This window comes from Serratia sp. MYb239 (assembly GCF_002966855.1).
Lineage (GTDB): Bacteria > Pseudomonadota > Gammaproteobacteria > Enterobacterales > Enterobacteriaceae > Serratia_B > Serratia_B rhizosphaerae.
Genome location: NZ_CP023268.1, coordinates 1,565,695 through 1,591,641 on the forward strand (window position 1 = coordinate 1,565,695; position 25,947 = coordinate 1,591,641).

Annotated in this window: 24 protein-coding genes, 1 pseudogene and 1 other annotated feature; of the genes and pseudogenes, 5 read left to right on the forward strand and 20 right to left on the reverse strand. The window is 59.7% G+C overall.

Annotated elements, in window-relative coordinates; genetic code table 11:
- The 6 genes from hisH to hisL all read right to left on the reverse strand — a co-directional run bounded on the left by hisH (nucleotide 1) and on the right by hisL (nucleotide 5,170).
- The gene (hisH, locus tag CLM71_RS07470; protein WP_105230448.1) at nucleotides 1-591 is read right to left on the reverse strand and encodes an imidazole glycerol phosphate synthase subunit HisH; all 591 of its coding nucleotides are present in this window, start codon (nucleotides 589-591) and stop codon (nucleotides 1-3) included.
- Entirely contained in the window at nucleotides 591-1,658 is a 1,068-nt protein-coding gene (hisB, locus tag CLM71_RS07475; RefSeq protein ID WP_105230449.1) for a bifunctional histidinol-phosphatase/imidazoleglycerol-phosphate dehydratase HisB, read from the reverse strand. Before hisB ends, hisH begins: the two co-directional genes overlap by 1 nt.
- On the reverse strand, nucleotides 1,655-2,743 hold the full coding sequence (hisC, locus tag CLM71_RS07480) for a histidinol-phosphate transaminase (RefSeq protein ID WP_105230450.1): 1,089 nt from the start codon (nucleotides 2,741-2,743) through the stop codon (nucleotides 1,655-1,657). The genes hisB and hisC overlap by 4 nt, the downstream gene beginning before the upstream one ends.
- Nucleotides 2,740-4,047 (reverse strand): histidinol dehydrogenase, encoded by a 1,308-nt coding sequence (hisD, locus tag CLM71_RS07485; RefSeq protein ID WP_105230451.1) that lies wholly within the window; start codon nucleotides 4,045-4,047, stop codon nucleotides 2,740-2,742. The genes hisC and hisD overlap by 4 nt, the downstream gene beginning before the upstream one ends.
- A 4-nt stretch (nucleotides 4,048-4,051) precedes the next feature.
- Nucleotides 4,052-4,951, reverse strand: coding sequence for an ATP phosphoribosyltransferase (gene hisG / locus CLM71_RS07490; RefSeq protein ID WP_105230452.1), 900 nt, complete (start codon nucleotides 4,949-4,951; stop codon nucleotides 4,052-4,054).
- A gap of 69 nt (nucleotides 4,952-5,020) precedes the next feature.
- Nucleotides 5,021-5,147 (reverse strand) — a sequence feature (His leader region).
- The gene (gene hisL / locus CLM71_RS07495; RefSeq protein ID WP_101495319.1) at nucleotides 5,123-5,170 is read right to left on the reverse strand and encodes a his operon leader peptide; all 48 of its coding nucleotides are present in this window, start codon (nucleotides 5,168-5,170) and stop codon (nucleotides 5,123-5,125) included. (Overlaps the previous feature by 25 nt.)
- Nucleotides 5,171-5,398: 228 nt before the next feature.
- Here hisL and CLM71_RS07500 point away from each other — a divergent pair, with 228 nt between their 5' ends.
- Nucleotides 5,399-6,223, forward strand: a complete 825-nt coding sequence (locus CLM71_RS07500) for an SDR family oxidoreductase (RefSeq protein ID WP_105230453.1) — start codon at nucleotides 5,399-5,401, stop codon at nucleotides 6,221-6,223.
- On the opposite strand, the gene CLM71_RS07505 is transcribed toward CLM71_RS07500, so the two are convergent.
- Entirely contained in the window at nucleotides 6,216-7,115 is a 900-nt protein-coding gene (locus CLM71_RS07505) for a LysR family transcriptional regulator (protein ID WP_105230454.1), read from the reverse strand. The two genes, CLM71_RS07500 and CLM71_RS07505, sit on opposite strands and share 8 nt — an antisense overlap.
- Before the next feature lie 238 nt (nucleotides 7,116-7,353).
- On the opposite strand from CLM71_RS07505, the gene speB reads away from it, so the two are divergent.
- The gene (gene speB / locus CLM71_RS07510; RefSeq protein ID WP_105230455.1) at nucleotides 7,354-8,286 is read left to right on the forward strand and encodes an agmatinase; all 933 of its coding nucleotides are present in this window, start codon (nucleotides 7,354-7,356) and stop codon (nucleotides 8,284-8,286) included.
- Between the two features lie 56 nt (nucleotides 8,287-8,342).
- Nucleotides 8,343-9,731: a sodium:solute symporter gene (locus tag CLM71_RS07515; RefSeq protein WP_105230456.1), complete on the forward strand. Its 1,389-nt coding sequence runs from the start codon at nucleotides 8,343-8,345 to the stop codon at nucleotides 9,729-9,731.
- A 48-nt stretch (nucleotides 9,732-9,779) separates the two neighbouring features.
- Here CLM71_RS07515 and rimO read toward each other — a convergent pair whose 3' ends face one another.
- The 3 genes and pseudogenes from rimO to CLM71_RS07530 all read right to left on the reverse strand — a co-directional run bounded on the left by rimO (nucleotide 9,780) and on the right by CLM71_RS07530 (nucleotide 11,994).
- Entirely contained in the window at nucleotides 9,780-11,108 is a 1,329-nt protein-coding gene (gene rimO / locus CLM71_RS07520) for a 30S ribosomal protein S12 methylthiotransferase RimO (RefSeq protein ID WP_105230457.1), read from the reverse strand.
- 288 nt (nucleotides 11,109-11,396) lie between these two features.
- Nucleotides 11,397-11,495 (reverse strand): annotated as a pseudogene (locus CLM71_RS07525) (magnesium transporter); the annotation flags it as partial.
- Between the two features lie 79 nt (nucleotides 11,496-11,574).
- Nucleotides 11,575-11,994, reverse strand: coding sequence for a GNAT family N-acetyltransferase (locus tag CLM71_RS07530; RefSeq protein WP_105230458.1), 420 nt, complete (start codon nucleotides 11,992-11,994; stop codon nucleotides 11,575-11,577).
- A 129-nt stretch (nucleotides 11,995-12,123) separates the two neighbouring features.
- Between CLM71_RS07530 and CLM71_RS07535 the strand changes: the two genes are divergently transcribed.
- Nucleotides 12,124-13,230: a PQQ-dependent sugar dehydrogenase gene (locus tag CLM71_RS07535; protein WP_105230459.1), complete on the forward strand. Its 1,107-nt coding sequence runs from the start codon at nucleotides 12,124-12,126 to the stop codon at nucleotides 13,228-13,230.
- Here CLM71_RS07535 and CLM71_RS07540 read toward each other — a convergent pair.
- From CLM71_RS07540 to CLM71_RS07555, 4 genes are all read right to left on the reverse strand, one after another.
- Nucleotides 13,222-13,842, reverse strand: a complete 621-nt coding sequence (locus tag CLM71_RS07540; protein WP_105230460.1) for a glutathione S-transferase family protein — start codon at nucleotides 13,840-13,842, stop codon at nucleotides 13,222-13,224. The two genes, CLM71_RS07535 and CLM71_RS07540, sit on opposite strands and share 9 nt — an antisense overlap.
- Before the next feature lie 79 nt (nucleotides 13,843-13,921).
- On the reverse strand, nucleotides 13,922-14,578 hold the full coding sequence (locus CLM71_RS07545; protein ID WP_105230461.1) for an HAD family phosphatase: 657 nt from the start codon (nucleotides 14,576-14,578) through the stop codon (nucleotides 13,922-13,924).
- Nucleotides 14,579-14,736: 158 nt separating this feature from the next.
- The gene (locus tag CLM71_RS07550) at nucleotides 14,737-15,882 is read right to left on the reverse strand and encodes a PLP-dependent aspartate aminotransferase family protein (RefSeq protein WP_105230462.1); all 1,146 of its coding nucleotides are present in this window, start codon (nucleotides 15,880-15,882) and stop codon (nucleotides 14,737-14,739) included.
- Nucleotides 15,883-15,896: 14 nt separating this feature from the next.
- Nucleotides 15,897-17,264 carry a cystathionine beta-synthase gene (locus CLM71_RS07555; protein WP_105230463.1) on the reverse strand — a complete coding sequence of 456 codons (1,368 nt, stop codon included), beginning with the start codon at nucleotides 17,262-17,264 and terminating at the stop codon, nucleotides 15,897-15,899.
- Nucleotides 17,265-17,708: 444 nt separating this feature from the next.
- Between CLM71_RS07555 and CLM71_RS07560 the strand changes: the two genes are divergently transcribed.
- A complete protein-coding gene (locus CLM71_RS07560; protein WP_105230464.1) occupies nucleotides 17,709-18,914 on the forward strand; it encodes a serine hydrolase in 1,206 nt (401 codons plus the stop codon).
- A gap of 46 nt (nucleotides 18,915-18,960) precedes the next feature.
- On the opposite strand, the gene CLM71_RS07565 is transcribed toward CLM71_RS07560, so the two are convergent.
- The 6 genes from CLM71_RS07565 to CLM71_RS07590 all read right to left on the reverse strand — a co-directional run bounded on the left by CLM71_RS07565 (nucleotide 18,961) and on the right by CLM71_RS07590 (nucleotide 25,782).
- Nucleotides 18,961-20,328, reverse strand: coding sequence for an L-serine ammonia-lyase (locus CLM71_RS07565; RefSeq protein WP_105230465.1), 1,368 nt, complete (start codon nucleotides 20,326-20,328; stop codon nucleotides 18,961-18,963).
- Nucleotides 20,329-20,417: 89 nt separating this feature from the next.
- Nucleotides 20,418-21,716, reverse strand: a complete 1,299-nt coding sequence (locus CLM71_RS07570; RefSeq protein WP_105230466.1) for an HAAAP family serine/threonine permease — start codon at nucleotides 21,714-21,716, stop codon at nucleotides 20,418-20,420.
- A gap of 930 nt (nucleotides 21,717-22,646) precedes the next feature.
- Nucleotides 22,647-23,411 carry a DNA-binding transcriptional repressor DeoR gene (gene deoR, locus CLM71_RS07575; RefSeq protein ID WP_105230467.1) on the reverse strand — a complete coding sequence of 255 codons (765 nt, stop codon included), beginning with the start codon at nucleotides 23,409-23,411 and terminating at the stop codon, nucleotides 22,647-22,649.
- A 147-nt stretch (nucleotides 23,412-23,558) separates the two neighbouring features.
- Nucleotides 23,559-24,239 (reverse strand): deoxyribose-phosphate aldolase, encoded by a 681-nt coding sequence (gene deoC, locus CLM71_RS07580; protein ID WP_105230468.1) that lies wholly within the window; start codon nucleotides 24,237-24,239, stop codon nucleotides 23,559-23,561.
- A gap of 185 nt (nucleotides 24,240-24,424) precedes the next feature.
- Nucleotides 24,425-25,030, reverse strand: coding sequence for an undecaprenyl-diphosphate phosphatase (ybjG, locus tag CLM71_RS07585; RefSeq protein ID WP_105230469.1), 606 nt, complete (start codon nucleotides 25,028-25,030; stop codon nucleotides 24,425-24,427).
- Between the two features lie 5 nt (nucleotides 25,031-25,035).
- Nucleotides 25,036-25,782 carry a phosphatase PAP2 family protein gene (locus tag CLM71_RS07590; RefSeq protein WP_105230470.1) on the reverse strand — a complete coding sequence of 249 codons (747 nt, stop codon included), beginning with the start codon at nucleotides 25,780-25,782 and terminating at the stop codon, nucleotides 25,036-25,038.
- Nucleotides 25,783-25,947 lie beyond the last annotated feature (165 nt).

A 25,947-nucleotide genomic window follows, 5' to 3' on the forward strand; every position in this document is an offset into this window, starting at 1 on the left:
CTACATCTCCAGAAAGTTTTTCATTAACTGCGCGCCGGCGGCTCCAGAACGTTCTGGGTGAAACTGCACGCCGAAGAAGTTGTCTTTTTGCACGGCGGCGGTGAAGGGTGCGCCGTAGTTCGCCTGAGCAATTGTGTTTGGGCATATTGGCATCGCATAGCTGTGGACGAAGTAAAAATAGGCGTCGTCATCGATGCCGCGGAACAGGTGGCTGCCGGCCCGGGCGGAAACCTGGTTCCAGCCCATATGCGGCAACGGCAGGCCGCCGGCGTGCATCTGTTTCACCTGCGTGTCGATCACTCCCAGCGTGTTGACGCCGCCGTTTTCTTCGCTGCTGTCCGCCAGCAGCTGCATGCCGAGGCAGATACCCAGCACCGGTTGGGTACAGGCTTTGATAAGTTCAATCAGTTCGCGCTGCGCCAGCTGCTCCATCGCGGCTTTGGCGGTGCCGACGCCGGGCAGAAACAGCTTGTCGGCGCGCAGCACGATCTCCGGGTCGCGACTGACTTCAGGCTGGTAACCCAGCCGCCTGACCGCATAGTTGACCGAAGAGAGGTTGGCGCAGCCGGTATCCAGAATGACCACGTTCATCACAGCACTCCTTTCGAGCTGGGCAGCGTATTGCCGTCCACGCGAATCGCCTGGCGCAGGGTGCGGCCAAAGGCTTTAAACAGGCTTTCAGCCCGGTGGTGATCGTTTTTGCCTTTGGTTTTCAGGTGCAGCGTGCAGCCCATGGTGTAGGAGAGCGAACGGAAAAAGTGTTCGATCATCTCGGTGCTTAAATCGCCGACGCGCTGATAGTTGAACTCGGCCTTATATTCCAGGTGCGGCCGGCCGGAGATATCCATGGCGCAGCGCGCCAGGCACTCGTCCATCGGCAGCATAAAGCCGAAACGAGCGATGCCGCGCTTGTCGCCCAGCGCCTTGTGCAGCGCTTCACCCAGCGCCAGTGCGGTATCTTCCACCGTGTGGTGATCGTCGATATACAGATCGCCGTTGACCTGAATGTTCATGCGGAAGCCGCCGTGGGTGGCGATCTGATCCAGCATATGATCGAAGAAACCGACGCCGGTCTTGATCTTGCTGTCGCCTTCGCGATCCAGCCAGACATCCACTTCGATCTGCGTTTCCTTGGTGGCGCGGTTAACGTGCGCATGGCGATCGCGCTGGGTCAGTTGGCGGGTAATCGCCGGCCAGTCCAGAGCGCCGCGCTGGTACAAAAGACCCTGAATGCCCATATTTTCCGCCAGCTGGATATCGGTCTGGCGGTCGCCGATCACATAGCTGTGTTCGCTATCGACCACGCCCGGCTGCAGGTAACGTTCCACCAGCGCGGTCTTTGGCTTGCGGCACTCGCAGTTGTCCGCCGGCAGATGCGGGCAGATCAGCACCTCTTCAAAGCGAATCCCTTGCGAGCTCAGGAGCTGCATCATCAGGTTGTGCGGCGGATCGAACGTTTCCTGCGGGAAGCTGGCGGTGCCGAGCCCGTCCTGATTGGTGATCATCACCAGGGTATAACCTGCCGCCTGCAGCGCCAGCAGGGAAGGGATCACCGCCGGCTCCAGCGCCAGCTTATCCAGGCGATCGACCTGGAAATCTTCAGGGGGTTCGGCGATCAGCGTGCCGTCGCGGTCAATAAACAGATATTTCTGGCTCACAGTGGCTCCTGGCGAGTCGTGGTGGTTCCGGGCAGCGGGCGCAGCGCGTCAATCACGCGCTGGCATTCATCTTGGGTGCCTATGGTGATGCGCAGGCAGCCGGACAGCCCAGGCTGTTTGTTTTGGTCTCGTAAGATAATGCCCTGATCCCACAAGGTTTTAAACACATTGCTGGCGGCGGTGAAGCGTACCAGCAAATAATTGCTGTCGCTGGTGAAGACCTGTTCGACGCAGTCGCACGCTTCCAGCGCTTGCTGTAGCCACAGACGGTTGCCGGCAATCTCGCCGACGCGCTGACGCATCAGGCGCAGGCCTTCGGCGCTGAGCGCCTGGGCGGCGATATCCGCCACCGGGCTGGAGAGCGGGTAGGGGGCGATCACCTTCAGCAGCAGAGCAATCAGATCCGGGTTCGCCAGCGTAAAGCCGCAGCGCAGTCCGGCCAGCGCAAAGGCTTTGGACAGGGTACGCAGGATCGCCAGGTGCGGATAATCACTGAGCCAGCCGGCTACGCTGGCCTGCGGGCAAAACTCGATATAGGCTTCGTCAACCGCCACAATGGCTTTGCCTTTGGCCATCTCCAGCAGCGCACGCAGCGAATCCGGGTCCAGCAGGTTGCCGGTCGGGTTGTTCGGGCTGCAGACATAAATCAGTTTGACGCCGTCGAGGTTGGCGGCAATCGCCGGCAGATCGAGCTGCCACGCTGCCGTGGTTTGCACGGTGCGGTGCTCGACGCCAAAGGTTTCGGCGCTGACGCCGTACATGCCGTAGGTCGGCGGGCAATATAAAACGGCGTCTTTCCCCGGTTCGCAGAAGGCGCGAATCAGCAGTTCGATACTCTCATCCGCGCCGCGGCTGACCAGCACCTGATCCGGGCTGACGTCGGCATACTCGGCATAGCGGGCGATCACCTGCGCCGGCTGACACTCCGGGTAGCGGTTCAGGTTTGCGGCTGCCGGCTGAAAGTCGGGCGCCAGCGGATACTCATTGGCGTTGAGCCACACGTCGCCGCTGCCGCCGAGACGGCGCGCCGACTGGTAGGGCGTCAGATCGCGCACGTTCTGGCGCGCCAGATTTTCAATGCTCATGCTTGCTCCTTCAGCGCGGCGACGCGCAGGGTCACGGCGTTTTTGTGGGCGATCAGCTGTTCGGCGGCGGCCAGCCGCTCAATGGTGGCGGCCAGATTCATAAAGCCCTGCGGCGTCAGTTCCTGCACCGTCATGCGCTTTTGGAAATCCGCCAGCCCCAGGCTGGAGCAGGTGGCGGTGTAACCGTAGGTCGGCAGCACGTGGTTGGTGCCGGAGGCGTAATCGCCAGCGGATTCCGGCGACCAGTCGCCGAGAAACACCGAGCCGGCGCTGGTAATGCTGTCGACCAGATCGCGCGCGTTGCGCGTCTGAATGATCAGGTGCTCCGGGCCGTAGCGGTTGCTGATGCTGACGCATTCGGCCAGATCGCGCGCCACAATCAGACGGCTGGCGGCCAGCGCCTGACGGGCGGTTTCCGCACGCGGCAGCGCCGCCAGCTGCTGTTCTACCGCTTCCGCCACCGCCCGCGCCATCGCGGCGTCCGGCGTCAGCAGAATCACCTGCGAATCCGGGCCGTGCTCCGCCTGCGACAGCAGATCGGAGGCGACGAACGCCGGCGTGGCGCCGCCGTCGGCGATCACCAGCACTTCTGACGGGCCGGCCGGCATATCGATCGCCGCGCCGTCGAGACGCTGGCTGACCTGGCGTTTGGCTTCGGTGACGAAGGCGTTGCCCGGCCCGAAGATTTTATCGACCTGCGGTACGGACTCGGTGCCGAACGCCATGGCGGCAATCGCCTGCGCGCCGCCGACCTGAAACACTTCCTGCACGCCGCACAGCTGCGCCGCATACAGAATCTCATCGGCGATCGGCGGCGGCGAGCACAGCACCACGCGGCGGCAGCCGGCGATGCGCGCCGGGGTCGCCAGCATCAGCACGGTAGAAAACAGCGGCGCGGAGCCGCCGGGGATATAGAGGCCGACCGAATCAATCGGCCGCGTCACCTGCTGGCAGCGCACGCCCGGCTGGGTTTCAACATCAACCGGCGGCAGTTGCTGCGCATTGTGGAAGGTGGTCACGTTGCCGACGGCGACGGCCATCGCCTGCTTGATATCATCATCTAACCGGGCGGCGGCCGCGGCAATCTGCTGCGGCGTGACGCGCAGGGCGTCGACCTCGACGCTGTCAAACTTGGCGCTGTACTCGCGCAGGGCGCGGTCGCCGTTGCTTTTTACATTGTCGAGGATGCCGCGCACCGTGGCGCTGATACTGTCCGAGGCGGAAATTGCCGGACGCATCAGCAGGGCATCGCGCTGTTCGGCGCTGCAGTCGGCCCAGTTGATGGGGGTATTGAAGTCAGCCATGGCGTTACTCCATCATCTTTTCGATTGGCAGCACCAGAATCGAGCTGGCGCCGAGCGCCTTCAGCTTCTCCATGGTTTCCCAGAACAGGGTCTCGCTGCTGACCATGTGCATCGCCACGCGGTTCTGCGCGCCGGCCAGCGGCAGAATGGTCGGGCGCTCGGCGCCCGGCAGCAGCGCAACGATCTCTTCCAGACGTTCGCTTGGCGCGTGCAGCATGATGTATTTGGATTCCCGCGCCTGGATCACCCCCTGAATACGGGTCATCAGGCGGTCGATCAACTGCTGCTTGGCGGCCGGCATGTCGCCGTCGCGCTGAATCAGGCAGGCCTTGGAGCGGTAGATGACTTCGACTTCGCGCAGGCCGTTGGCTTCCAGCGTGGCGCCGGTTGACACCAGATCGCAGATGGCATCCGCCAGGCCGGCGCGCGGCGCGACTTCCACCGAACCGTTCAGCAGGCAGGATTTAAAGCGTACGCCCTGTTTGTCGAGGTACTGTTTCAGCAGGTGCGGGTAAGAGGTGGCGATGCGGGCGTCTTGCAGGCTTTGCGGGCCGGTGTAGTCGGTATCGAGCGGAGCGGCCAGCGACAGGCGGCAACCGCCGAAATCCAGACGGCGCAGGGTGGTATAACGTGGGTCTTCGCCCTGTGCGCGGCGGGTCAGCAGCTCTTCTTCCAGTACGTTTTCGCCGATGATGCCGAGGTCAACCACGCCGTCCATCACCAGGCCGGGAATATCGTCATCACGCACCCGCAGAATATCGATCGGCATGTTTTCCGCGAAGGCGATCAGGCGTTGCTGCTGCAGGTTGATTTTAATCCCGCAGCGCGCCAGCAGCTCCTGCGACTCGTCGCTCAGGCGGCCCGACTTCTGCATGGCGATTCGTAAGCGTGTTTTGTCCAGCATGGTAACCTCTGTTTAATCTGTAATTTTATGAATTTATTGTAAAAAATACTTTTCTGTCTGTCCGGGGGCAAAAAAAAACCCTCGGAAGAAATCTTCCGAGGGCTCTCTCTTACAATCTGCGCGCCGCTGGAAGATTTAAAAACCGTCTCCCAGCACTCATCGCCTGAAAGACTAGTCAGGATGATGGTGATGATGGTGGCTGAACTGAATGCGCGTCATGTGTAATCTCGTTTTAGGTCATGAATAACTGAATTGCTAATTAACCTAAACTATAGGTTATGGAGAGCGCAACTCTTTTTTACGGTCATAAATTTAATTTATTGAAACAGGTTCAGTTATTAGCTATACGCCGGTTGACCTAACCCGACAGGGCGCTGATTGCCACGCTGCCGCGACTGGCGTAGCCTTGATAACCGAAGTGCGCCGTAATCTTCAGGAGAGGAAGAGATGAAAAAAGTCGCCATTGTTGGCCTTGGCTGGCTGGGCATGCCGTTGGCACTGTCATTGATAAGCCGCGGGTTTGAGGTGGTGGGCAGTAAAACCACCCCGGACGGCGTGGAAGCCGCGCGTATGAGCGGTATTGAATGCTATTTGCTGGCGCTGACGCCGGAGTTGGAATGCGAGCCGGACGACCTGGATGCGCTGCTGCAGGTCGATGCGCTGGTGATCACGCTGCCGGCGCGCCGCACCGTTGAAGGCAGTGAAAACTACTTCAACGCGGTGCGCATGCTGGTGGACAGCGCGATGGCCTACGGCGTATCGCGGATTATTTTCACCAGCTCAACCTCGGTGTACGGCGACGCCGCCGGCATGCTGAGTGAGGATTCGCCCGTCAATCCGATAAGCCCTTCTGGCCGCGTGCTGGCGGAGCTGGAGCGCTGGCTGCATGAGTTGCCCAATACTTCGGTGGACATTCTACGCCTGGCCGGGCTGGTGGGCGCAGAACGCCATCCGGGCCGTTTTCTGGCCGGTAAGGTAGAAGTGAAAGGCGGTTCGCAGGGGGTCAACCTGGTGCATCAGGATGATGTGATTGCCGCTATTCAGCTGCTGCTGACGTTGCCGCAGGGCGGGCATATTTATAACCTGTGCGCGCCGCGCCACCCGCAGAAACGCGAGTTTTATCCTCAGTTGGCGGCGCAATTGCAGCTTACGCCGCCGCAGTTCGCGGCAGAAGCGGATCAGCCGGCGCGGCTGGTGGACGGCAGCCGGATTTGCCGGGAACTGGGGTTTGTTTATCAGCACCCGGATCCGGCGCGGATGCCGGTCAGCTAAGCGTGCCGCCTTGGCGCTGCAGATCCTCCAGCAGCGCCGTCAGGGCATCCTCCGTCGGCTGCGGGCGGGTCGCCAGGCTGAGCGTCGCCTGATAGCTCAGCGGCGGGCCGCCAAGCTGGCGCAGCTCGCCCCGTTCCACCCAGCGTGCGGCGTAGTGCGTGGGCAGGTAGCCGACATATTCGCCGCTGAGGATCAGATGCACCACGCTCTCCATATGGAAGGCGACGGCGCCGAGATCGGCGGGCGCCAGCGGGCACAGCTGCTGCGCCAGCAGATAGCCGCGCTGTATCCAGCGTGCATTCTCGATTTGTTCCCGGCCGGGGTTGGGCTGGGTAAATAACGGATGATCGCTGCTGCAGTAAACCGCCTGCGTTTCCGCCAGCCAGGGGCGGTAGCTCAACGCCGCCAACTGCTGGCCGAAATAGCCGATGCCCAGATCCAGCTGGCGGTTCAATAATCCCTGTTCAATTTCGCCCGGCGAGCAGATGCGGCAGTGCAGCTGCACGTCCTGCCGGCGCTGCAAAAACTGTTTGAGCGCCTGGCTGAAGGGGCTGCCGGGCAGCGACGCCAGGTTATCGACCAGCCCGATCTGCAGATCGCCGGTCAGCAGGCCGTTCAGCGACTGGCTGACGCGGGTGAAATCACGGGCGGCGCTGAACAGCGTCCGGCAGGCGATCAGAATACGTTCTCCCTTGGGAGTGAGCATAAACCCCGAACGCCCGCGCTGGCACAGGCGAAAGCCAAGGCGGGTTTCCAGCGTGGAGAGGTGGGTGCTGATGGTCGACTGATTCATCTGCAACGGTTCCTGCGCGGCGCTGACGCCCTGCGCCTGCGCCACCGCGACAAATACCCGCAACAGTTTGAGATCGATATCGCTAAGATTGGTCAGCATCGCCCCTCCGCTCGCCACCGCGTTTAACCATCAAATAACATCCTCATCAGTGCTGAAAACCCCGCCCCAAGCGTCTTCTTATGTCATATAACGGAAATGAAAAGCAATAAGACGTTATAAAGCATCGATTTTATCAATGCTTACATTGGTATCTGAGGATGGTAACTCGCCGATACGCCGGTTAGCGTGTGAATGTTACTTAAATGTTGCAATTACAGCGCTAATGTGAGGAGAAACTATGTTCAACCAACCCCAGGGCGGCAATGAGATGCCGCGCTTTGCCGGCACCCCGACCATGATGCGCCTGCCGGCCGCCGAGAGCGCGCAGGGACTGGATGCGGCGTTTGTCGGCGTGCCGCTGGATATCGGCACCTCGAACCGCAGCGGCACGCGTTACGGGCCGCGGCAGATTCGCCAGGAGTCGGTGATGATGCGCCCGTACAACATGGGCACCGGCGCGGCGCCGTTCGAGCGGCTGCAGGTGGCCGACCTGGGCGATGTGGCCACCAATCCGTATAACCTGGCGGACAGCGTGCGGCGCATCGAACAGGCCTACGACGCCATCATACAGCATGGCTGCATTCCGTTGACGCTGGGCGGCGACCATACGCTGACGCTGCCGATCCTGCGCGCGATGGCGCGCCGGCACGGGCCGGTGGGGCTGATTCATGTGGATGCGCATGCCGATACCAACGACAGCATGTTCGGCGAACAGCTGGCGCACGGCACGACGTTTCGCCGCGCCCATGAAGAGGGGCTGCTGGACGCGCGCCGGGTGGTGCAGATTGGCCTGCGCGGCAGCGGTTACGCGGCCGATGACTTCGACTGGTCGAGCCGTCAGGGGTTCCGCGTGGTGCAGGCGCAGCAGTGCTGGCACCGCTCGCTGGAGGGGCTGATGGCGGAAGTGCGTGAGCAAATGGGCGACGGCGCGGTGTATCTCAGCTTTGATATCGACGGCCTGGATCCGGCATTTGCGCCGGGCACCGGCACGCCGGAAGTGGGCGGGCTGTCGGTCTGGCAAGGGCTGGAAATTGTGCGTGGCTGCCGCGGGCTTTCGCTGGTGGGCGGCGATCTGGTCGAGGTTTCTCCGCCGTATGACAGTTCCGGCAATACCGCGCTGCTGGCGGCGAATTTGCTGTACGAGATGCTGTGCGTGCTGCCGGGGCAGTGAGCCGGCAGCCGTTACGGGCGGAAAACTCATATCTATCCTGATAAGACGAGGGGTCTATGAATCTCGATCTGTTGACCATCGCCATCTATTTTCTGGTTATCGGCGCGGTGGGCTGGCTGGGCATACGCAAAGCCGCCACCAAAGAGGATTATCTGGTTGCCGGGCGCAATCTGGGGCCGGGGCTGTATCTCGGCACGCTGTCTGCGGTGGTACTGGGCGGCGCGTCCACCATCGGCAGCGTCAAGCTGGGTTACAGCTACGGCATTTCCGGCGTTTGGCTGTGCGCATCGCTGGGGGCGGGCATCGTGGTGCTGAGCACCCTACTGGCCAAACCGTTGCTGCAGCTGAAGGTGTATACCGTTAGCCAGGTGTTCGCCCGGCGTTATCACCCGGCAGCGCGGGTGACCAGCGCGGTGATTATGCTGGCCTACGATCTGATGGTGGCGGTCACCTCGGCGATTGCCATCGGCAGTGTAATGCAGGTGATGTTCGGCCTGTCGCTGGTGACGGCGATTCTGCTGGGCGGCGGCGTGGTGGTACTGTATTCCACGCTGGGCGGCATGTGGTCGCTGACGCTGACCGATATTATTCAGTTTATCATTATGACCGTCGGCATGATGCTGGTGCTGCTGCCGATGAGCATCGGTAAAGCCGGCGGCTGGCAGGCGTTCAGCCAGCGCCTGCCGGACAGCTATTACCAGCTGTCGTCGATCGGCGGCGATACCATCATCCTGTTCTTTATGATCTATTTCTTCGGCATTTTAATCGGGCAGGATATCTGGCAGCGGGTCTTTACCGCCCGCAGTCCGACGGTGGCGCGCTACGCCGGCCTGGGGGCTGGCATTTACTGCGTGCTGTACGGCGTGTGCGGCGCATTGATCGGCATGGCGGGAAAAATCGTGCTGCCGTCGCTGGAGAATGCCGACGGCGCTTTTGCCGCCATTACGCAGGCGGTACTGCCGGCCGGGGTCAGCGGGCTGGTGGCCGCCGCCGCGTTGGCGGCGCTGATGTCCACCGCCAGCGCCTGCCTGCTGGCGTCCGCCACCATTACGCTGGAGGACGTCTTGCCGGTGATTCGGCGGCGTCCGGCGGCCGGCCTGCGCAGCGGGCGCTGGATCACCTTGCTGATGGGCGTACTGATGCTGGGGCTGGCGCTGTTGGTGCACGATGTGCTGGCGGCGCTGACGCTGGCCTATAACCTGTTGGTGGGCGGCATGCTGGTACCGTTGGTGGGGGCGATTTTCTGGCCGCGGGCCACCAGCGCCGGCGCGATAGCCAGCATGTTGGCGGGCAGCCTGACGGCGATTGGCTTTATGTGTTATCAGGGCATACAGGCGAACAGCCCGATTTACGGCGGCCTGATCGCCGGCGCGTTGGCGTTTGTGATCGGCAGTCTGGCGACGCGGCCGCAGACGGCGGCGGGGCAGGCGATTTTGTCCAAGTAAGCGACGGAGCGGGGCGGCGTTGGATGATGCCGCCCCGTATCGTTAAGGTCAGACGCGGCTGCCCCACAGATCATAGTCGTCGGCGTGGTCGATTTTCACCTTGACGATATCGCCCACGTTCACGTCGGTTTCGCCGTTCAGGTACACCGCGCCGTCGATCTCCGGCGCATCGGCCATACTGCGGCCAATCGCACCTTCCGCGTCGACCTCATCGATCAGCACCAGCAGTTCGCGGCCCACTTTTTCCTGCAGGCGCTGCGCCGAGATCTGCTGCTGCAGCTGCATAAAGCGGTGGTAGCGCGCCTCTTTGACCTCTTCCGGCACCGGGTCCGCCAGTTCGTTGGCTGCGGCGCCTTCCACCGGGCTGTACTTGAAGCAGCCGACGCGGTCCAGCCTGGCCTGCTGCAGGAAGTCGAGCAGCAGCTGGAAATCCTCTTCGGTTTCCCCCGGGAAGCCGACGATAAAGGTGGAGCGCAGCGTCAGTTCCGGGCAGATCTCACGCCAGCGCTTGATGCGCTCCAGCGTGCGTTCGACCGCGCCCGGACGCTTCATCAGCCTGAGGATTTTCGGGCTGGCGTGCTGCAGGGGGATATCCAGATACGGCAAAATCTTGCCGGCGGCCATCAGCGGGATCACCTCGTCCACGTGCGGGTACGGGTAGACATAGTGCAGACGCACCCAGACGCCGAGGCCGGCCAGCTGTTCGCACAGGCTGACCATGCTGGTTTTGACCGGCTGGCCGTTCCAGAAGCCGGTGCGCTGTTTGACGTCCGCGCCGTAGGCCGAGGTGTCCTGGGAGATCACCAGCAGCTCTTTGACGCCGGACTCCACCAGGCGTTTGGCTTCATCCAGCACCGAGCCGATAGGACGGCTGTCGAGATCGCCGCGCATCGACGGAATAATGCAGAAGGTGCAGCGGTGGTTGCAGCCTTCGGAGATTTTCAGGTAGGCGTAGTGCTTCGGCGTCAGTTTGACGCCCTGCGCCGGTATCAGGCTGGTGAACGGGTTATGCGGCGGCTTCGGCACATAGTGATGAACGTGCGACAAAATCTGCTCGTAGCTGTGCGGCCCGGTAATTTCCAACACCTTGGGATGCACTTCGCGGATTTGGTCTTCTTTGGCGCCGAGGCAGCCGGTGACGATCACCTTGCCGTTCTCATGCAGTGCTTCGCCGATGGCTTCCAGCGATTCTTGCACCGCGCTGTCGATAAAGCCGCAGGTATTGACGATCACCAGCTCGGCGTCATCGTAACGCGGCACCACCTGATAGCCTTCGTTACGCAGTTCAGTGAGGATGCGTTCCGAATCCACCAGGTTTTTTGGGCAACCTAACGAAAGAAATCCAACTTTAGGCGGCTTGCTTGCTACATTGCTCATAGGTCAAAAATAAATCGTTATTATGGTTAGGTTGCGGGATTTTACACCAGGTTAAAAATAAAGCTCCAGTTCTATCTGCAGTGGGCTAAGTGGGCGTCAGGCTTAGAGAAAATTCCTAGCTGAGCGAATATCCATAGGGCCGTGACAGCCTAATAAACCGGCGAACGCCTGATGGCGGAGAATGGATTATCCCCCGCCGGTGAGGACCGTTCCGGAGACACCCGATGCCGCCCATCGCAACATGCTGGGGCATCGTCCTGACGCCCTCATTTTTCAGGGTGCTTACAGCCAGCAGGCCAGCTCTTTCACCACCTCGTTTTGTTTTACCGTCAACAGCGCCAGATTGACGTGCATGGCATTGGTCAGCATTTCACGCATATCGTCGATGGTGACGTCGCCTAAGCGCTTGCCCGCTCTATAGGCGACGCTGTTGACCATCCTGGTTTTGCTGTCCATTTGCCCGCCGTTAATCAATCAGCGTTTTAGTCAGAAAATAGCACTGGTGCTCCAGCGGATAGTTTTCCAATGTCATCTGCACCTGATAGCCCAGCTTCTGGTAAAACGGCCGCGCCTGAAAGCTGAAGGTATCCACGCGGGCATAGCGGCAGCCGCGCGCTATCGCCTGCCGTTCGGCCGCCAGCATCACCTGGCGCCCCAGGCCGCTGCCGCGCTGAGTTTCTGCCACCCACAGCCAGTCGATACTCAGCCAGTTGCCCCAGGTGACGGCGGTCAGGCCGGCTACCACCTGGCCGTCATCGTCTTTGGCGTAAACGCTGAGCGGCTTGCGCAGGCTGGTATCGATAAACGGCCGGTTGTACGCCATCAGCCCCTGGCGCACGGCGTCCAGCGTCTCGTCACTCATGGTTTCTGTTACGGTGATATTCATGCTTGCTCCTTGTGCTTTTCTTAACTTAAGCACAGATAAAGCCAAAGATAAACGGTCAGCCGGCGGCAGCGCGGGTAGGCTGGGCTACACTGAAAAGGCGCTGATAAATAAGGGGGATGCATGTTTCGAATGACCCGAACGACATTACTGACCGGCCTGCTGCTGAGCGGCGGCGTGCAGGCCGCGCCGGAAGTAACCCAACTGCAGGAGCGGCTGGAGTACCCGTGGTCGCTGGCGTTTTTGCCCGCCCAACAGGGGATGCTGATTACCGAGCGGCCCGGCCGTTTACGCCTGTGGCAACAGGACAACGGGCTGTCGGCGCCGATTGACGGCGTACCGCAGGTCTATGCGCAGGGACAGGGCGGCCTGCTGGATGTAGTGCTGGCGCCGGACTTTGCCAGCAGCCGGCGGGTGTATCTCAGCTTTGCCGAAGCCGGGGACGACGGTAAAGCCGGCACTGCGGTGGGCTACGGCCGGCTGAGCGACGATAAGCGCCGGCTTGAGGGTTTCCGCGTCATCTTCCGCCAGCAGCCGAAGCTGTCGGTGGGTAACCATTTCGGCGGCAAGATGGTATTTGACCGTCAAGGGATGCTGTTTGTCGCGCTGGGGGAAAACAACCAGCGGCCGACGGCGCAGGATCTCGACAAGCTGCAGGGCAAGGTGGTGCGGCTGACCGCCGAGGGCAAGCCTGCACCGGGCAACCCGTTTGCCGGCCAGCAGGGTAAAAAGGCGGAGATTTGGGCGTACGGTATCCGCAACCCGCAGGGGCTGGCGATCAATCCGTGGAACGGCGCGCTGTGGGAACATGAACACGGCCCGCGCGGCGGCGATGAGATCAATATTCTGCAGCCGGGGAAAAATTACGGCTGGCCGATCGCCACCTACGGTATCAACTACTCCGGGCAGCCGATTCCGGAGGCCAAGGGGCAATATGCAGCGGGAACGCAGGCGCCGGCGCACTACTGGCAGGTGTCGCCGGGCATCAGCGGCATGGCGTTTTATGATAACCCGCGCTTTGGCGGCTGGCAGCATTCGCTGTTTATCGGCGCGCTGGCGCAGAAGGCGCTGATCCGACTGACGCTGGTGGACAATAAAATCGTGGCGGAAGAGCGGCTGCTGGAGGATCGCGGCGAGCGGATCCGTGAGGTGCGCAGCGGGCCGGACGGTTATCTGTATCTGTTAACCGATGAAAGCAACGGCAAACTGCTGCGCGTAGGGGAAGGCCCGTCAGGTTAACGGCGTCATAACGCCGCTGCGGTAGGCCGGGCGGGCGCAGAGCTGTTGGTACCAGCGCTCCATATTGGGGCGCTCTTGCCGTTCGATCGGCATTTCGAACCAGGCGTAAATAAAGCTGCCGAGCGGTATATCGCCGATGCCGAACGCCTCGCCGGAGAGATAGGGCTGCTGCCCCAGTTCCTGTTCGACGATATCAAAGCACTTTTCCAGCGCGCCGATCGCCGCCTCAATCTTCAGCATATCGCGCTGTTCCGGCAGGGTGCGCACCAATCCCCAAAATACCGTGCGGAACGGTTCGGTCACGCTGGCGGTGTTCCAGTCCATCCATTTCTCCGCAGCCGCGCGCTGTTGCAAATCCTGCGGGTAAAACGGCGCGTCGCCGTATTTCGCCGCCAGATAGCGCACGATGGTGTTGGACTCCCACAGCACAAAATCATCGTCCTGCAGCAGCGGCACCAGGCCGTTCGGGTTGAGCGCGCGGTACTGCTGTTCATTGACTTTGCCATAGGCGCCGCCGGCGTTGATATGCTGGTAGCTTAGCCCCAGCTCGGCGGCGCACCAGCGCACTTTGCGCACGTTGTTGGAATTCTCTCGGCCCCAGATCGTCAGCATGCTATGCCTCCAGATAGACGGTGTGATTGCGTGCTTTATTCCTACGCCACAATCTGGCATTTGTCACCCGGAGTTTACGTCAGCGCGTCCAGCGGCAGATTTCCCAGCCGTTTTGCTGCGCCAGCGTCTGCAACTCGGCGTCGGGGTTAATCACCGCCGCATGGTCGGCATACTCCAGCATCGGCCGGTCGTTCAGCGAGTCGCTGTAGGCGTACAGCTGCCCGAAATGCCGCTGCGGATGCTGCGCCAGCCACGCCTCCAGGCGGATTACTTTACCCTGCTGATAGGTCATGGTGCCGTAGGTGCGGCCGGTAAAGCGGCCGTCGTCCACCTCAACGCCGATCGCCAGCGCGCCGTCGGCGCCCAGCTGTTCGGCGATGGGGGCCACCAAATGCTCGCCGGTGGCAGAGATTACCAGGATGTGGTCGCCGCGGCTGCGGTGCCACTGCAGACGCTCATGCGCCGCGGGGTAGACGCGTGGCAGAATATCACGGCGGATGTAGCGCGCCACCCAGCCGGCGACGGTCTGGACGCTGCGCCCGGCCAGCGGCGACAGCGTGGCCTGCATATACTGCTCCATCGACAGTTTGCCCTGATAATAGTGCTGCATCAGTTGCTGTTCCTGCGTGGCCAGCTCTTCCGGCGCAAACCCCTGGGAAACCAGCCAGCGGATCCACAGGCTGGCGCTGTCTTCATTAATCAGGGTTTCATCCAGGTCGAACAGGGCTAAGTCCATCGGTTTTTCTCCGGTCGGGTGGCAGTGCGCTTAAGGATAGCGGATTCGCCGCTGACGATAAAATTGCGCCGAGCTTAAGGAATATTGATGACGCTGATATGACGGCCGGCGTCCCCGGCCGGGCGGCCGGGGAGCGTGGGGAGGGTAAAGTAAAAAGTTTATTCCGCCAGCGCCTGCTGCAGATCGGCAATCAGATCTTCGGCGTCTTCAATGCCGACCGACAGGCGCAGAAGCTGCGGCGTGATACCGGTCTTCAGCCGCTGTTCCAGCGGAATGGAGGCGTGCGTCATGCTGGCGGGCTGGCCGATCAGGCTTTCCACGCCGCCCAGGCTTTCCGCCAGCGTAAACAGGGTCAGCCGCTGGATGACCCGTCGCGCGTAGTCATCATCGCCGCGTAGCCGCAGTGAAATCATGCCGCCAAACTGGCGCATCTGCCGGCCGGCCAGAGCGTGCTGCGGATGGCTGGTTAAGCCCGGATAGTAGACGTTTTCCACCTGCGGCTGCTGTTCCAGCCATTGGGCGATGTGCAGCGCGCTGGCGCTGTGGCGATCCATCCGCAGCGCCAGGGTGCGGATGCCGCGCAGGGTGAGGAAGCTGCTGAACGGGTCGAGGATACCGCCCACCGCGTTTTGCAAAAAACCGAGCTGCTCCGCCAGCTGCGGGTTATCGCCGACCACCGCCAGGCCGGCCACCACATCGGAGTGGCCGTTCAGGTACTTGGTGGCGGAGTGCACCACCACGTCGAACCCCAGCTCCAGCGGGCGCTGCAGATACGGCGAGGCGAAGGTGTTGTCCGCCACGCTGATCAGACGGTGCCGCTTGGCGATCGCGGCGATGGCCGCCAGATCGGCCAGCTTCAGCAGCGGGTTGGTCGGGGTCTCCACCCAGATCATTTTGGTGTCGGCTTCGATCGCCTGCTCCAGCGCCGTCGTGTCACCCGGAGCGACATAGGTGACGCGCAGTCCGGCCGTGCGGCTGCGTACTTTTTCCAGCAGGCGGTAGGTGCCGCCGTACAGGTCGTCGACCGCCACCAGATGGCTGCCTTGATCCAGCAGTTCCAGCACCGTGGAGCAGGCGGCCAGCCCGGAGGCGAAGGCATAGCCGCGGCTGCCGTTTTCCAGCTCGGCAATCGCATTTTCCAGCGCGCTGCGGGTCGGGTTGCCGCTGCGCGAATATTCATAGCCGGTATGTTCGCCCGGCGCCGGCTGGGCATAGGTGGAGGTGGCATAAATGGCCGGCATCACCGCGCCGGTGGCGTCCGGCGTATAGCCGGCATGTACGGTCTGGGTGGCAAACTTGGTCATAGCAGAGTCCTTGATTAACGGAGTTTTTGGCGCCAGGCGTTCAGAACGTCGGTGCGGGTGATAAGGCCGAGAAAGCGCTCGCCGTCGAGAATGACCGCCACGTGGCCGTGATTGAAGGTCGCCAGCAGCGCCTGCGGGTCGGCGTCTTTTTGCAGCGTCTGCACCTGACGGGTCATGGCCTGTCTGGCCGGCAGGCGAAAGTTGCCGGCGTCGGCCTGCAGGGTATGCAGCAGATCCCACTCATCGATCAGGCCGACCAGCCGATCGTTGTCCAACACCGGCAGTTGAGAGATGTCGTACAGACGCATGCGGGCGTGCACCACCGCCAGCGTATCGTCCGGCGCGGCGGTTACCGCGGCGTTTTCATCGTGGCGGTAAGCGATCAGATCGCGCAGATCGCCAAACTGGGAAGTGGCCAGCAGCCCCTGCTCCTGCATCCAGCGGTCGTTGAACATTTTGGACAGGTATTTATTGCCGCTGTCGCAGACGAACGTCGCCACGCGCTGCGGCTCGGTCTGCGCCCGGCAGTAGCGCAGCGCGGCGGCCAGCAAGGTGCCGGTGGATGAGCCGGCCAGTATGCCTTCGCTCTGCAGCAGCTGGCGTGCGGTGGTGAAGGCTTCCCGATCGTCGATGCGGTAGGCGGCCGCCACCTGGCGAAAGTCGCTGAGCGGCGGTACAAAGTCTTCGCCGATACCTTCTACCAGCCAACTGCCTGCCTCCGTCACATTTCCGCTGTCGAGATAGTCCGCCAGAATGGAACCGGCGGGATCCGCCAGCACAAAACGGGTGGTGGGGGAAACCTCGGAAAAGTAGCGGCTCAGCCCGCTCAGGGTGCCGCCGGAACCGACGCCGACCACGATGGCATCAACGTCGTGATCCATCTGCCGCCACAGTTCCGGCGCGGTGGTGGCGGTGTGCGCCGCCGGGTTGGCCGGGTTGTTAAACTGATCGATATATAAGGCGCCCGGCGTTTCGTCCGCCAGGCGCTGGGCGTAATCCTGGTAATAGGCCGGGTGCCCTTTGCCGACATCTGAACGGGTCAGCACTACGTTGGCCCCCAGCGCACGCAGGTGGAAAATTTTCTCGCGGCTCATTTTATCCGGCACCACCAGCGTCAGGCGGTAGCCCTTCAGCGCGGCGACCAGCGCCAGCCCCAATCCGGTATTGCCGGCGGTGGCTTCAATAATGGTGCCGCCGGGCTGCAGTTTCCCGTCGCCTTCGGCCTGTTCGATCATCGACAGCGCGACGCGATCTTTGATAGATCCACCGGGGTTTTGGTTCTCCAGTTTGATAAACAACCGGCAGGGGCCGGTATCAAAGTGCGTCAACTCCAGCATCGGCGTATTACCGATCGTCGCGAGCGCCGATTGTGCGATGGCCATGTTTTCCCTCCAGAATAATGTGCGTTACTCGCCGTTATTTGGATGATAGCTCTGCCTGTTTGTCCGGTTAAAAGAACAAATAACTGCTATATATGCCATTATAGAATATATTAATTCGATTTTTGGCCGTTCAGGCATAAAGATGTTTGGATGCTTGGCCGTGTAGCCGTCAGTGGGGTGAAAAAACAGCGTCCGGATAGCTTTTTCGACAATTTGCGCGCGAAAGCGTACAGTTATGTAAAAATGCTGAAATTTCATGCTAATCCCTGCAAAAATAAGACGAATCTAATAAACTCTTAGCACAGCCTTGGCCGGGCGATAACCCGTAGCAAGGGAACACGCGGCAGGGCGCGGGTGCCCGGGACCTCTCGCTGATTTGGCTGATGTAACGAGTTTGAACGGTAACGCGATTTCAATAAATTGAATGGACACTCTGGCGACGACATGATGAAAACACATTTAGCTTCTCCGATGAAAAAGCTGACCTTCGGCGTCGGCTTCCTGTTATTGGCAACGCCGGCCGTGCAGGCCGCCGCGCCGCCGGCGGCTCCGCAGGTTGACGCCAAGGCGTTTATTCTGATGGATTACAACAGCGGCGCCATTCTGGCGGAAGGCAACCCGGATACCCGGCTCGACCCGGCCAGCCTGACCAAAATCATGTCCAGCTATGTTATCGGCCAGGCGATTAAGGCCGGCAAAATCAAGCCGACCGACTCGGTCACCGTCGGTAAAGACGCCTGGGCGACCGGCAACCCGACGCTGCGCGGCTCTTCCCTGATGTTTATCAAACCGGGCGATCAGGTGCCGGTGATGGAACTGAACAAAGGTATCGTGATCCAGTCGGGCAACGATGCCAGCATTGCGCTGGCGGATTACGTGGCCGGCAGCCAGGATGCGTTTGTCGGGCTGATGAACAACTACGTCAAACACCTCGGGCTGAAAAATACCCACTTCCTGACGGTGCACGGACTGGATGCGGAAGGGCAATACAGCACCGCCCGCGATATGGCGCTGTTGAGCCAGGCGCTGATCCGCGATGTGCCGGATGAGTATGCGCTGCATAAAGAAAAAGAGTTCACCTTCAATAAAATCCGCCAGGTGAACCGCAACCGCCTGTTGTGGAGCTCTAATCTGAAAGTGGACGGGATTAAAACCGGTTATACCAGCGGTGCCGGCCATAATCTGGTGGCCTCGGCGGCCGAAGGGCCGATGCGGTTGATTTCTGTGGTGCTGGGCGCGCCGAGTGACCGCGTGCGTTTCGGCGAGAGCGAGAAGCTGCTGACCTGGGGCTTCCGTTTCTTTGAAACCGTAACGCCAATCAAGGCGGATAAACCGTTTATCACCCAGCGCGTCTGGTACGGCAAGCAGAGCGAAGTGCCGCTGGGCGTGGCGAAAGACGCGGCGATCACCATTCCTAAAGGGCAGATGAAAAACCTGAAGGCCAGCTATAAGCTGAATTCCGCCACGCTGGAAGCGCCGCTGGCGAAGAATCAGGTTGTGGGCACCATTGATTTCCAACTGGACGGTAAGACCGTCGATCAGCGTCCGCTGGTGGTGATGGAGGAAGTGAAAGAGGGCAACTTCTTCAGCCGCATCTGGGATATGGTAATGATGAAAGTGACCCAGTGGTTCGGCAGCATTTTCGGCTGACCGCTAACGGGGAAATAAAAAAGGGCGCATGATGCGCCCTTTGCGATCAATTACAGGCCACCACCTTGATCGCCAGCCCGCCCTGTGAGGTTTCGCGGTACTTGGCGTTCATGTCCTTGCCGGTTTCATACATGGTTTCAATCACCTTATCCAGGCACACCCGCGGCTCGCTGGTGCGGCGCAGCGCCATCCGTGCGGCATTGACCGCCTTCACGGCGGAAATGGCGTTGCGTTCGATACAGGGCACCTGCACCTGACCGGCCAACGGATCGCAGGTCAGCCCCAGATGATGTTCCATGGCGATCTCCGCCGCAATACATACCTGCGCCGGGCTGCCGCCCATCAGCTCCGCCAGCCCGGCGGCGGCCATCGAGCAGGCGACGCCGACCTCGCCCTGGCAGCCGACTTCCGCGCCGGAAATTGAGGCGTTCATTTTGTAGAGCGCGCCGATCGCGCCGGCAACGAGGAAGAAGCGGCTATAGGAATTGGTATTAACCGGCCGGATAAATTTATCGTAATAGGCCAGCACCGCAGGAATAATCCCGCAGGCGCCGTTGGTGGGGGCGGTCACCACCCGCCCGCCGGCGGCGTTCTCTTCGTTGACCGCAAAGGCGAACATATTGAGCCAGTCCACCACGTTCATCGGGTCGGTGTTGTTCTTATCGCCGGTCACCAGTATGCGGCGCAGGGCGGCGGCGCGGCGTGGTATTTTCATCGGGCCGGGCAGCAAACCTTCAGTATTCATCCCGCGTTCGATACCGGTGCGCATCACCTGCCAGATGGCGGCAAAGTGGGTCTCAATCTCTTCCCTGTCGCGCAGCGCCAGCTCGTTTTGCATTACCAGTCCAGACAGCGACAGGCCGGTGTCTTTACAGTGCTGCTGCAGATCCTGCGCGGAGCGGAACGGATAGGGCAGCGGCAGCGCCTCGGCAGAGGCCTGGCCGAAATGCGCTTCATCGACAATAAAACCGCCGCCGATGGAATAGTAGGTTTTGTCATGCAGCAGCCGCTCGCCGTCGAAAGCGCGGATGCGCATGCCGTTTTCATGCAGCGGCAGGTTATCGCGGTGGAAGTTCATGCTGGTCGCCAGCGGGAAATCCACCTCGTGGCAGCCGTTCGCCAGCGCCAGGCGGCCGGTTTGTTCCACCTGGCGGATAAAACCGGGGATGGCGTCGATATCGACGTCATGCGGTAAATTGCCCGCCAGCCCCATGATAATCGCCAGATCGGTGTGGTGCCCCTTACCGGTCAGGGACAGCGAGCCGTAAACGTCCACCACCAGACGGGTGGCGTCCATCAGCTGCTGATGAGCGATAAGATCGTCGATAAACTGCTTGCCGGCTTTCATCGGGCCGACGGTGTGGGAACTGGATGGACCGATACCGATTTTGAAAATATCGAAAACGCTGACCATAGTCTCGCCTCCTTCTTCAGGTGTCAGGCGGTAAATACAGAATAAGGGAATGGTGCAAGCCGGCGCATGGCGCGCCGGCGGGAGTGTATTTAGCTAAACAGAGAGTACAGGATGGCCGACATGGCGATCAGGCCCATCAGCACCACGAAGGCGTTGCTGATATGGCCGGCGTATTTACGCATCGCCGGTACTTTACGGATGGCGTACATCGGCATCAGGAACAGCAGCATCGCGATAATCGGGCCGCCCAGGGTTTCGATCATGCCCAGAATGCTTGGGTTCAGCGTGGCGACAATCCAGGTAGTGACCAGCATAAAGATGGCGGTGATGCGGTTCAGTTTGCCGCTGCTGATGGTTTTGCCACGGGTTTTCAGCGATTTGCTGACGATGCCGTTGAAACCTTCACGTGCGCCGAGGTAGTGGCCCAGGAACGATTTGGTGATGGCGACAAAGGCGATAACCGGCGCGATGTATTCAACCATCGGGTTGTTAAAGTGGTTGGCCAGGTACGACAGAATAGAGATGTTCTGCGCCTTGGCTTCCGCCAGGTCGGCCGGCGACAGGCTGAGTACGCAGCTGAACACGAAGAACATCACGGTCAGCACCATCATGATGTGTGCGTAGGCCAGAATGCGCGAGCATTTTTTCTCGGCGTCCGCGCCGTACTCTTCGCGTTTCGCCACGGCAAAGGCGGAAATAATCGGCGAGTGGTTAAAGGAGAACACCATCACCGGGATCGCCAGCCACAGCGTCATCATCAGGCCGTGGCCCATCCCGGTGCCGGCGCCTGACAGGGAGACGTTTTCGAAGATAGCGCCGGTCCAGTTAGGGATCAGATACAGCGCCAGCAGCATTAGCACGGCAACAAACGGGAACACCAGAATACTCATGGTTTTGACGATGGCCTGCTCACCAAAACGCACGATAGTCATCAGGCCGACGATCAGAATCAGTGACAAAATGGCGCGCGGCGGAGAGGCCATGCCCAACTGATGGGTAATGAAACTGTCGACGGTGTTGGTGATGGCGACGCTGTAAACCAGCAGGATAGGGTAGATGGCGAAGAAGTAGAGCAGGGTAATCAGCTTACCGGCGCTGATGCCGAAGTGTTCTTCCACCACCTCGGTGATATCTTCGCCCGGATTTTTGCCGGACAGGACAAAACGGCACAGGCCGCGGTGGGCGAAGAACGTCATCGGAAACGCGATGATGGCCATGATAATCAGCGGGATTAAGCCGCCGATCCCGGCGTTGATGGGCAGGAACAGCACGCCTGCGCCGATGGCGGTGCCGTACAGGCCCAACATCCACATGGTATCGCTTTTACGCCAGGTACTGCTGGAACCCGATGCTGCCGAGACAATCGTGCCGGTCTGTGTAGTGTCCATAAATATCTCCGAAGTGAACACGTTAATTTAAAAGCAAAGTCAAAAATTTACGTTAAAGCCGAAAGCCGTAAATCAGTCAACGGCTGCCGGTTAAATCAGGCGTTTCTTGCGGGGATAAAGGAACCTCCCCCTGGTTATTTATTGTGCTAATTATCGTGGCGATGAACTAACACTAAAAATCATGCCGCCCAGGTTAGGCGGAAAATAGAGTATTAACTCGGAAGATTCTTGTCTCCCGTTTTTGATGGCAGAAAGATAGCGATTTCCAGCATAAACAACCGTGATCACGCTCTCAAATGCGATATATATGCGGTAAATACCCATTTTGTTAAAATTTTATTTATTAAATGTTCGCCTTCGTGAAGCATTATGCTTTATTGTGTTTTTTTATTACTGCATGCTTTATCCGGCTCTTTACCGTCATGACCGGATAAAACGCTGCCTGTGCACAGAAGATGAGCAATATATTTTAAGCAGTGGTCGGGATCTAGCTAAAAACGAGGATTAAGCGGGTTTAGTGATGGCGATCACATCATGCTATTAGATGGTGTTTTATTAACGAATTGATTATTAACGTATAAATTGGATTTTTTTGTGTTGGTGCAAACAGGAGGAATGGTTTATTCCCGGCAGGGAATGCTTAATCATTCATCATATAAATTTGTGCTGTTGGCGCCACGGTTGGTAATAAATCACTTTTTTGGTGTTATACCGACCAATTATCAACGATCGAAATCAGGCGAAAAATTCACCGCCCGCTTATGCCGTCGTACACTATTTTGTCATTATTCCGCGCAGAGAAAATAATAACTGCCGTTACCGGTTGCAATTTATTAACGTATTGGCCAATCAGGATGGGATTAATGGTAATTTAATTGCGGATAATTTGTACTAGAGGGCCGCTGAGCCGTGCTCAGCGGCCTGAACGGCTCAGTAGCGAAGGGGGATGGCGTGCTGATTGAAGAAATCGCTGAATTCGGCGTCGGGGCGCTGGTCGGTGATCACTTGGTCAAACAGGGTCAGCGGGCCGATGCAGGCCGGCTTCACCTTGCCGAATTTGCTGTGATCGGCCACCAGCACCTTACGTTGCGCCGTCGCCAGCGCCCGGTGCTTCATATCCAGCTCGTCAAAGTTAAAGCAGCTGGCACCCTGCTGCAGGCTGAGGCCGGCGGCAGAAATAAAGGCGATATTGGGGCAGATGCTGTCCATTTCGTTGCGCTGGCCGATACTGCTGAATATGTAGTTATTCGGCTTGAATTCGCCGCCGCACAGGATCACTTTACACTGCGGTTTATCCTGCAGGGCCAGGAAGGTGTTCAGCGAGTGGCAGACGCCGGTGAAGGGCAGGTCGTCGGCAATGGCGTCGATAATTGCCGGCGTGGTGGTGCCGCAATCAAAGAACACCGTATCATTTTCAGCGATCAGCGGGGCGGCCAACAGGCCGATGCGCCGTTTCTCACTCACCTGCTTGGCTTTTTGGTCAGAAACAAAGTAATGGGTCACGCCGTTGTTGCGCGGATCGGTCACCACGTAGCCGCCCAGCAACACCACCGCCGCAGGTTCGGCGCTGAGATCGCGACGGATGGTCATTTCCGATACCCCCAGCAGCGCTGCGGCTTCTTTTAAGTGGATCTTGTCAGAACGCTTTAACACCTGGACTAATCGATTGATGCGTTCTTCGCGCCGCGTTTCCATTCGTTGCTCCCGTCGGTTTAGAGATAAAGAGATATCCGTGGCGGCCCAGGGCCAGATACAACAATGCGGAGCAGTGCGTACTACGCATTACCCCGCATCAGTCAACAAATGCGCCCGGTTACTGCAAGTGCGCCGGGGGCGTTGCTATCAATAGCTGCCGGCGGCGGCCTGCTCGCCGGATACGATGGCTACGCCGGAACTGGTGCCGATACGCGTGGCGCCGGCTTCGATCATCGTTTTGGCGGTCGCGCGGTCGCGTACTGCGCCGGAGGCTTTCACGCCCATTTCGCTGCCCACGGTAGCGCGCATCAGTTTAACGTGCTCTTCACGAGCGCCGCCGGTGCTGAAGCCGGTTGAGGTTTTGACAAAGGCGACGTCAAGTTCACGACACATTTCACACACTTGCACGATTTGCGCGTCGCTGAGCAGGCAGGTTTCCAATATTACCTTCAATGGGATAGCCGCGCAAACCTCACGCACGGCGGCGATATCGGCTTTGACATCCTCCAGCATGCCGCTTTTCAGCCAGCCGACGTTGATGACCATATCGATTTCCTGCGCGCCGGCGGCAATCGCCGCTTTCGCTTCAAAGGCTTTGGTGACGGTCAGGCCCGCGCCCAGCGGGAAACCGATCACCGAGCAGACTTTCACCGTGCTTTCCTGCAGTAACTGTGCAACCAGCGGGACGTAACCGGAGTTCACGCATACCGCGTAGAAATTGTGCTGCTGCGCTTCTTCACACAGTTTGCTGATTTGCTGCTCGGTGGCGTCCATCGCCAGCAGGGTATGGTCGATGTAGCTGGCGTAATCAATGTTTTCGCTAGTCATTGCGCTTCCTCTGAATGGTTAGTGCTGAATGTTAGAATAATAACATCCACTGCCCGTAATTATAGCCATGATTCGAGTTTTTACCACATTTTTAGCGGGATTTTGTTATTTAAATAACATGGCGGTGCTGAAGGGAAGAAACCGGCAGGGGGATATAACGGCGGGGCCAACGGCCCCGCGCGGGATTACTCTTTGATCCACCCTTTACGGATAGGGAAGGCGAACAGGAAACGGTACAGGCGTTCCAGCCGGGCGGCGATCGCGCTGCCGAACAGGTTCCACACCAGCTGCGCCACCAGGCAGCCCACCATACCAAGCAGGAAACCACCTACCATATCCAGCGGCCAGTGTACGCCAAGGAAAACCCGCGACCAGGCGATGGCGACGGCGATAACCATCAGCACAATGCCGGACCACAGCCGGTGCCAGCATAAAAATGCCATGGCAAAGGTGAATATGGCGGTACCGTGATCGCTGGGGAAGGAGCTGTCCGGCGCATGATGCAGGAAAGTGTAGCCGATGCCGGCGACGAAGGGGCGTTCGTGCGGCAGCAGCATACCGATGGCGGCAGAGGTAAGAATGGCGAACGCCAGGGCAATGGTGGTTTTAGCCACCACTTCGCGCTGTGAAACCAGCGCGTCTTTCGGCCCCCAGAACCACAGGCCGACGATCAACAGCGGAACGATGGCGATCACATCGCGCGCCAGGAAGATCGCGACATCGAGCGACCATTTGGGCGAGGCCGGGGTCGCGTTAATCCAGGCGAAAAGAAGATAGTTCAACTGCTCCATGATATTTACCTCGTCTTGCGGCGAACAATGCCGCTAACCCACCAATAAACAGCCAATTGGCTGAACCAAACCCACCAACCTGCCCACAGGTTATGGGAAAAAAAGTGTGCGCCGCGCATCACCTGACCAAAGCCCATCAGCAGCCCCAGGGCGATGCCGGCGCCCCAGCAGGCATAAGCCACTTTCGGCCGCCGGGGATAAAACAGAAAAAACAGCGCCATCACGGCAAAGCCGCTGGAAGCGTGCCCGCCGGGAAAGCAGCGGCCGGGACCGGGGTTGGCCGGCAAGGCGCCAAACAGCGGATATGACATCGCCTGCCCGCCGTATTGCACCAGATCCCACGGACAAGAGTGCGCGCTGGTGGACTTCAGGATGCCGACCACCAGTGGTCCGACGCCGACCAGCGCCATGCACAGGATCAGCCGGGCATGGCGCCGGTAAATACCCCACAGCAGCGCCAGCACCGAGGCGGCGATCACGCCGATCTTCAGGAGGCGGTGGTTGATCGCGTCCAGCCAGGCGTTATGCTGCCAGGGGAAATGCCCGCTGGCGCTGTCGAACCAGCTATTGCTGATGGCCCAATCCAGGCTTTCATCACGCGACAGCCATAAAAATAGCAACCCACTGACAATTAAGCTAAAAACTTGCCAACGGTAAAAGGATGGCGCCAAGGAGTAAATAGAGCCATTCTTAAAGTGTTTGGCCGTTGAGGGTTGATTTAATAAAGATTGGGATGGTTTTTCGGGCGCCATGCGTCAGCCTGTCGTTAGTCATCGGTCAGATTACGGTAAATCCCCCGGCTTAAGAAAACCTTAGTGTGGCAATATATTGAGTATGCGAATGGTTTTTATTCTGTCATTTATCATCGTTTCAGTGGTTATTCCTTTTGATTTATCAATGTAAAGAAGATTAAACCA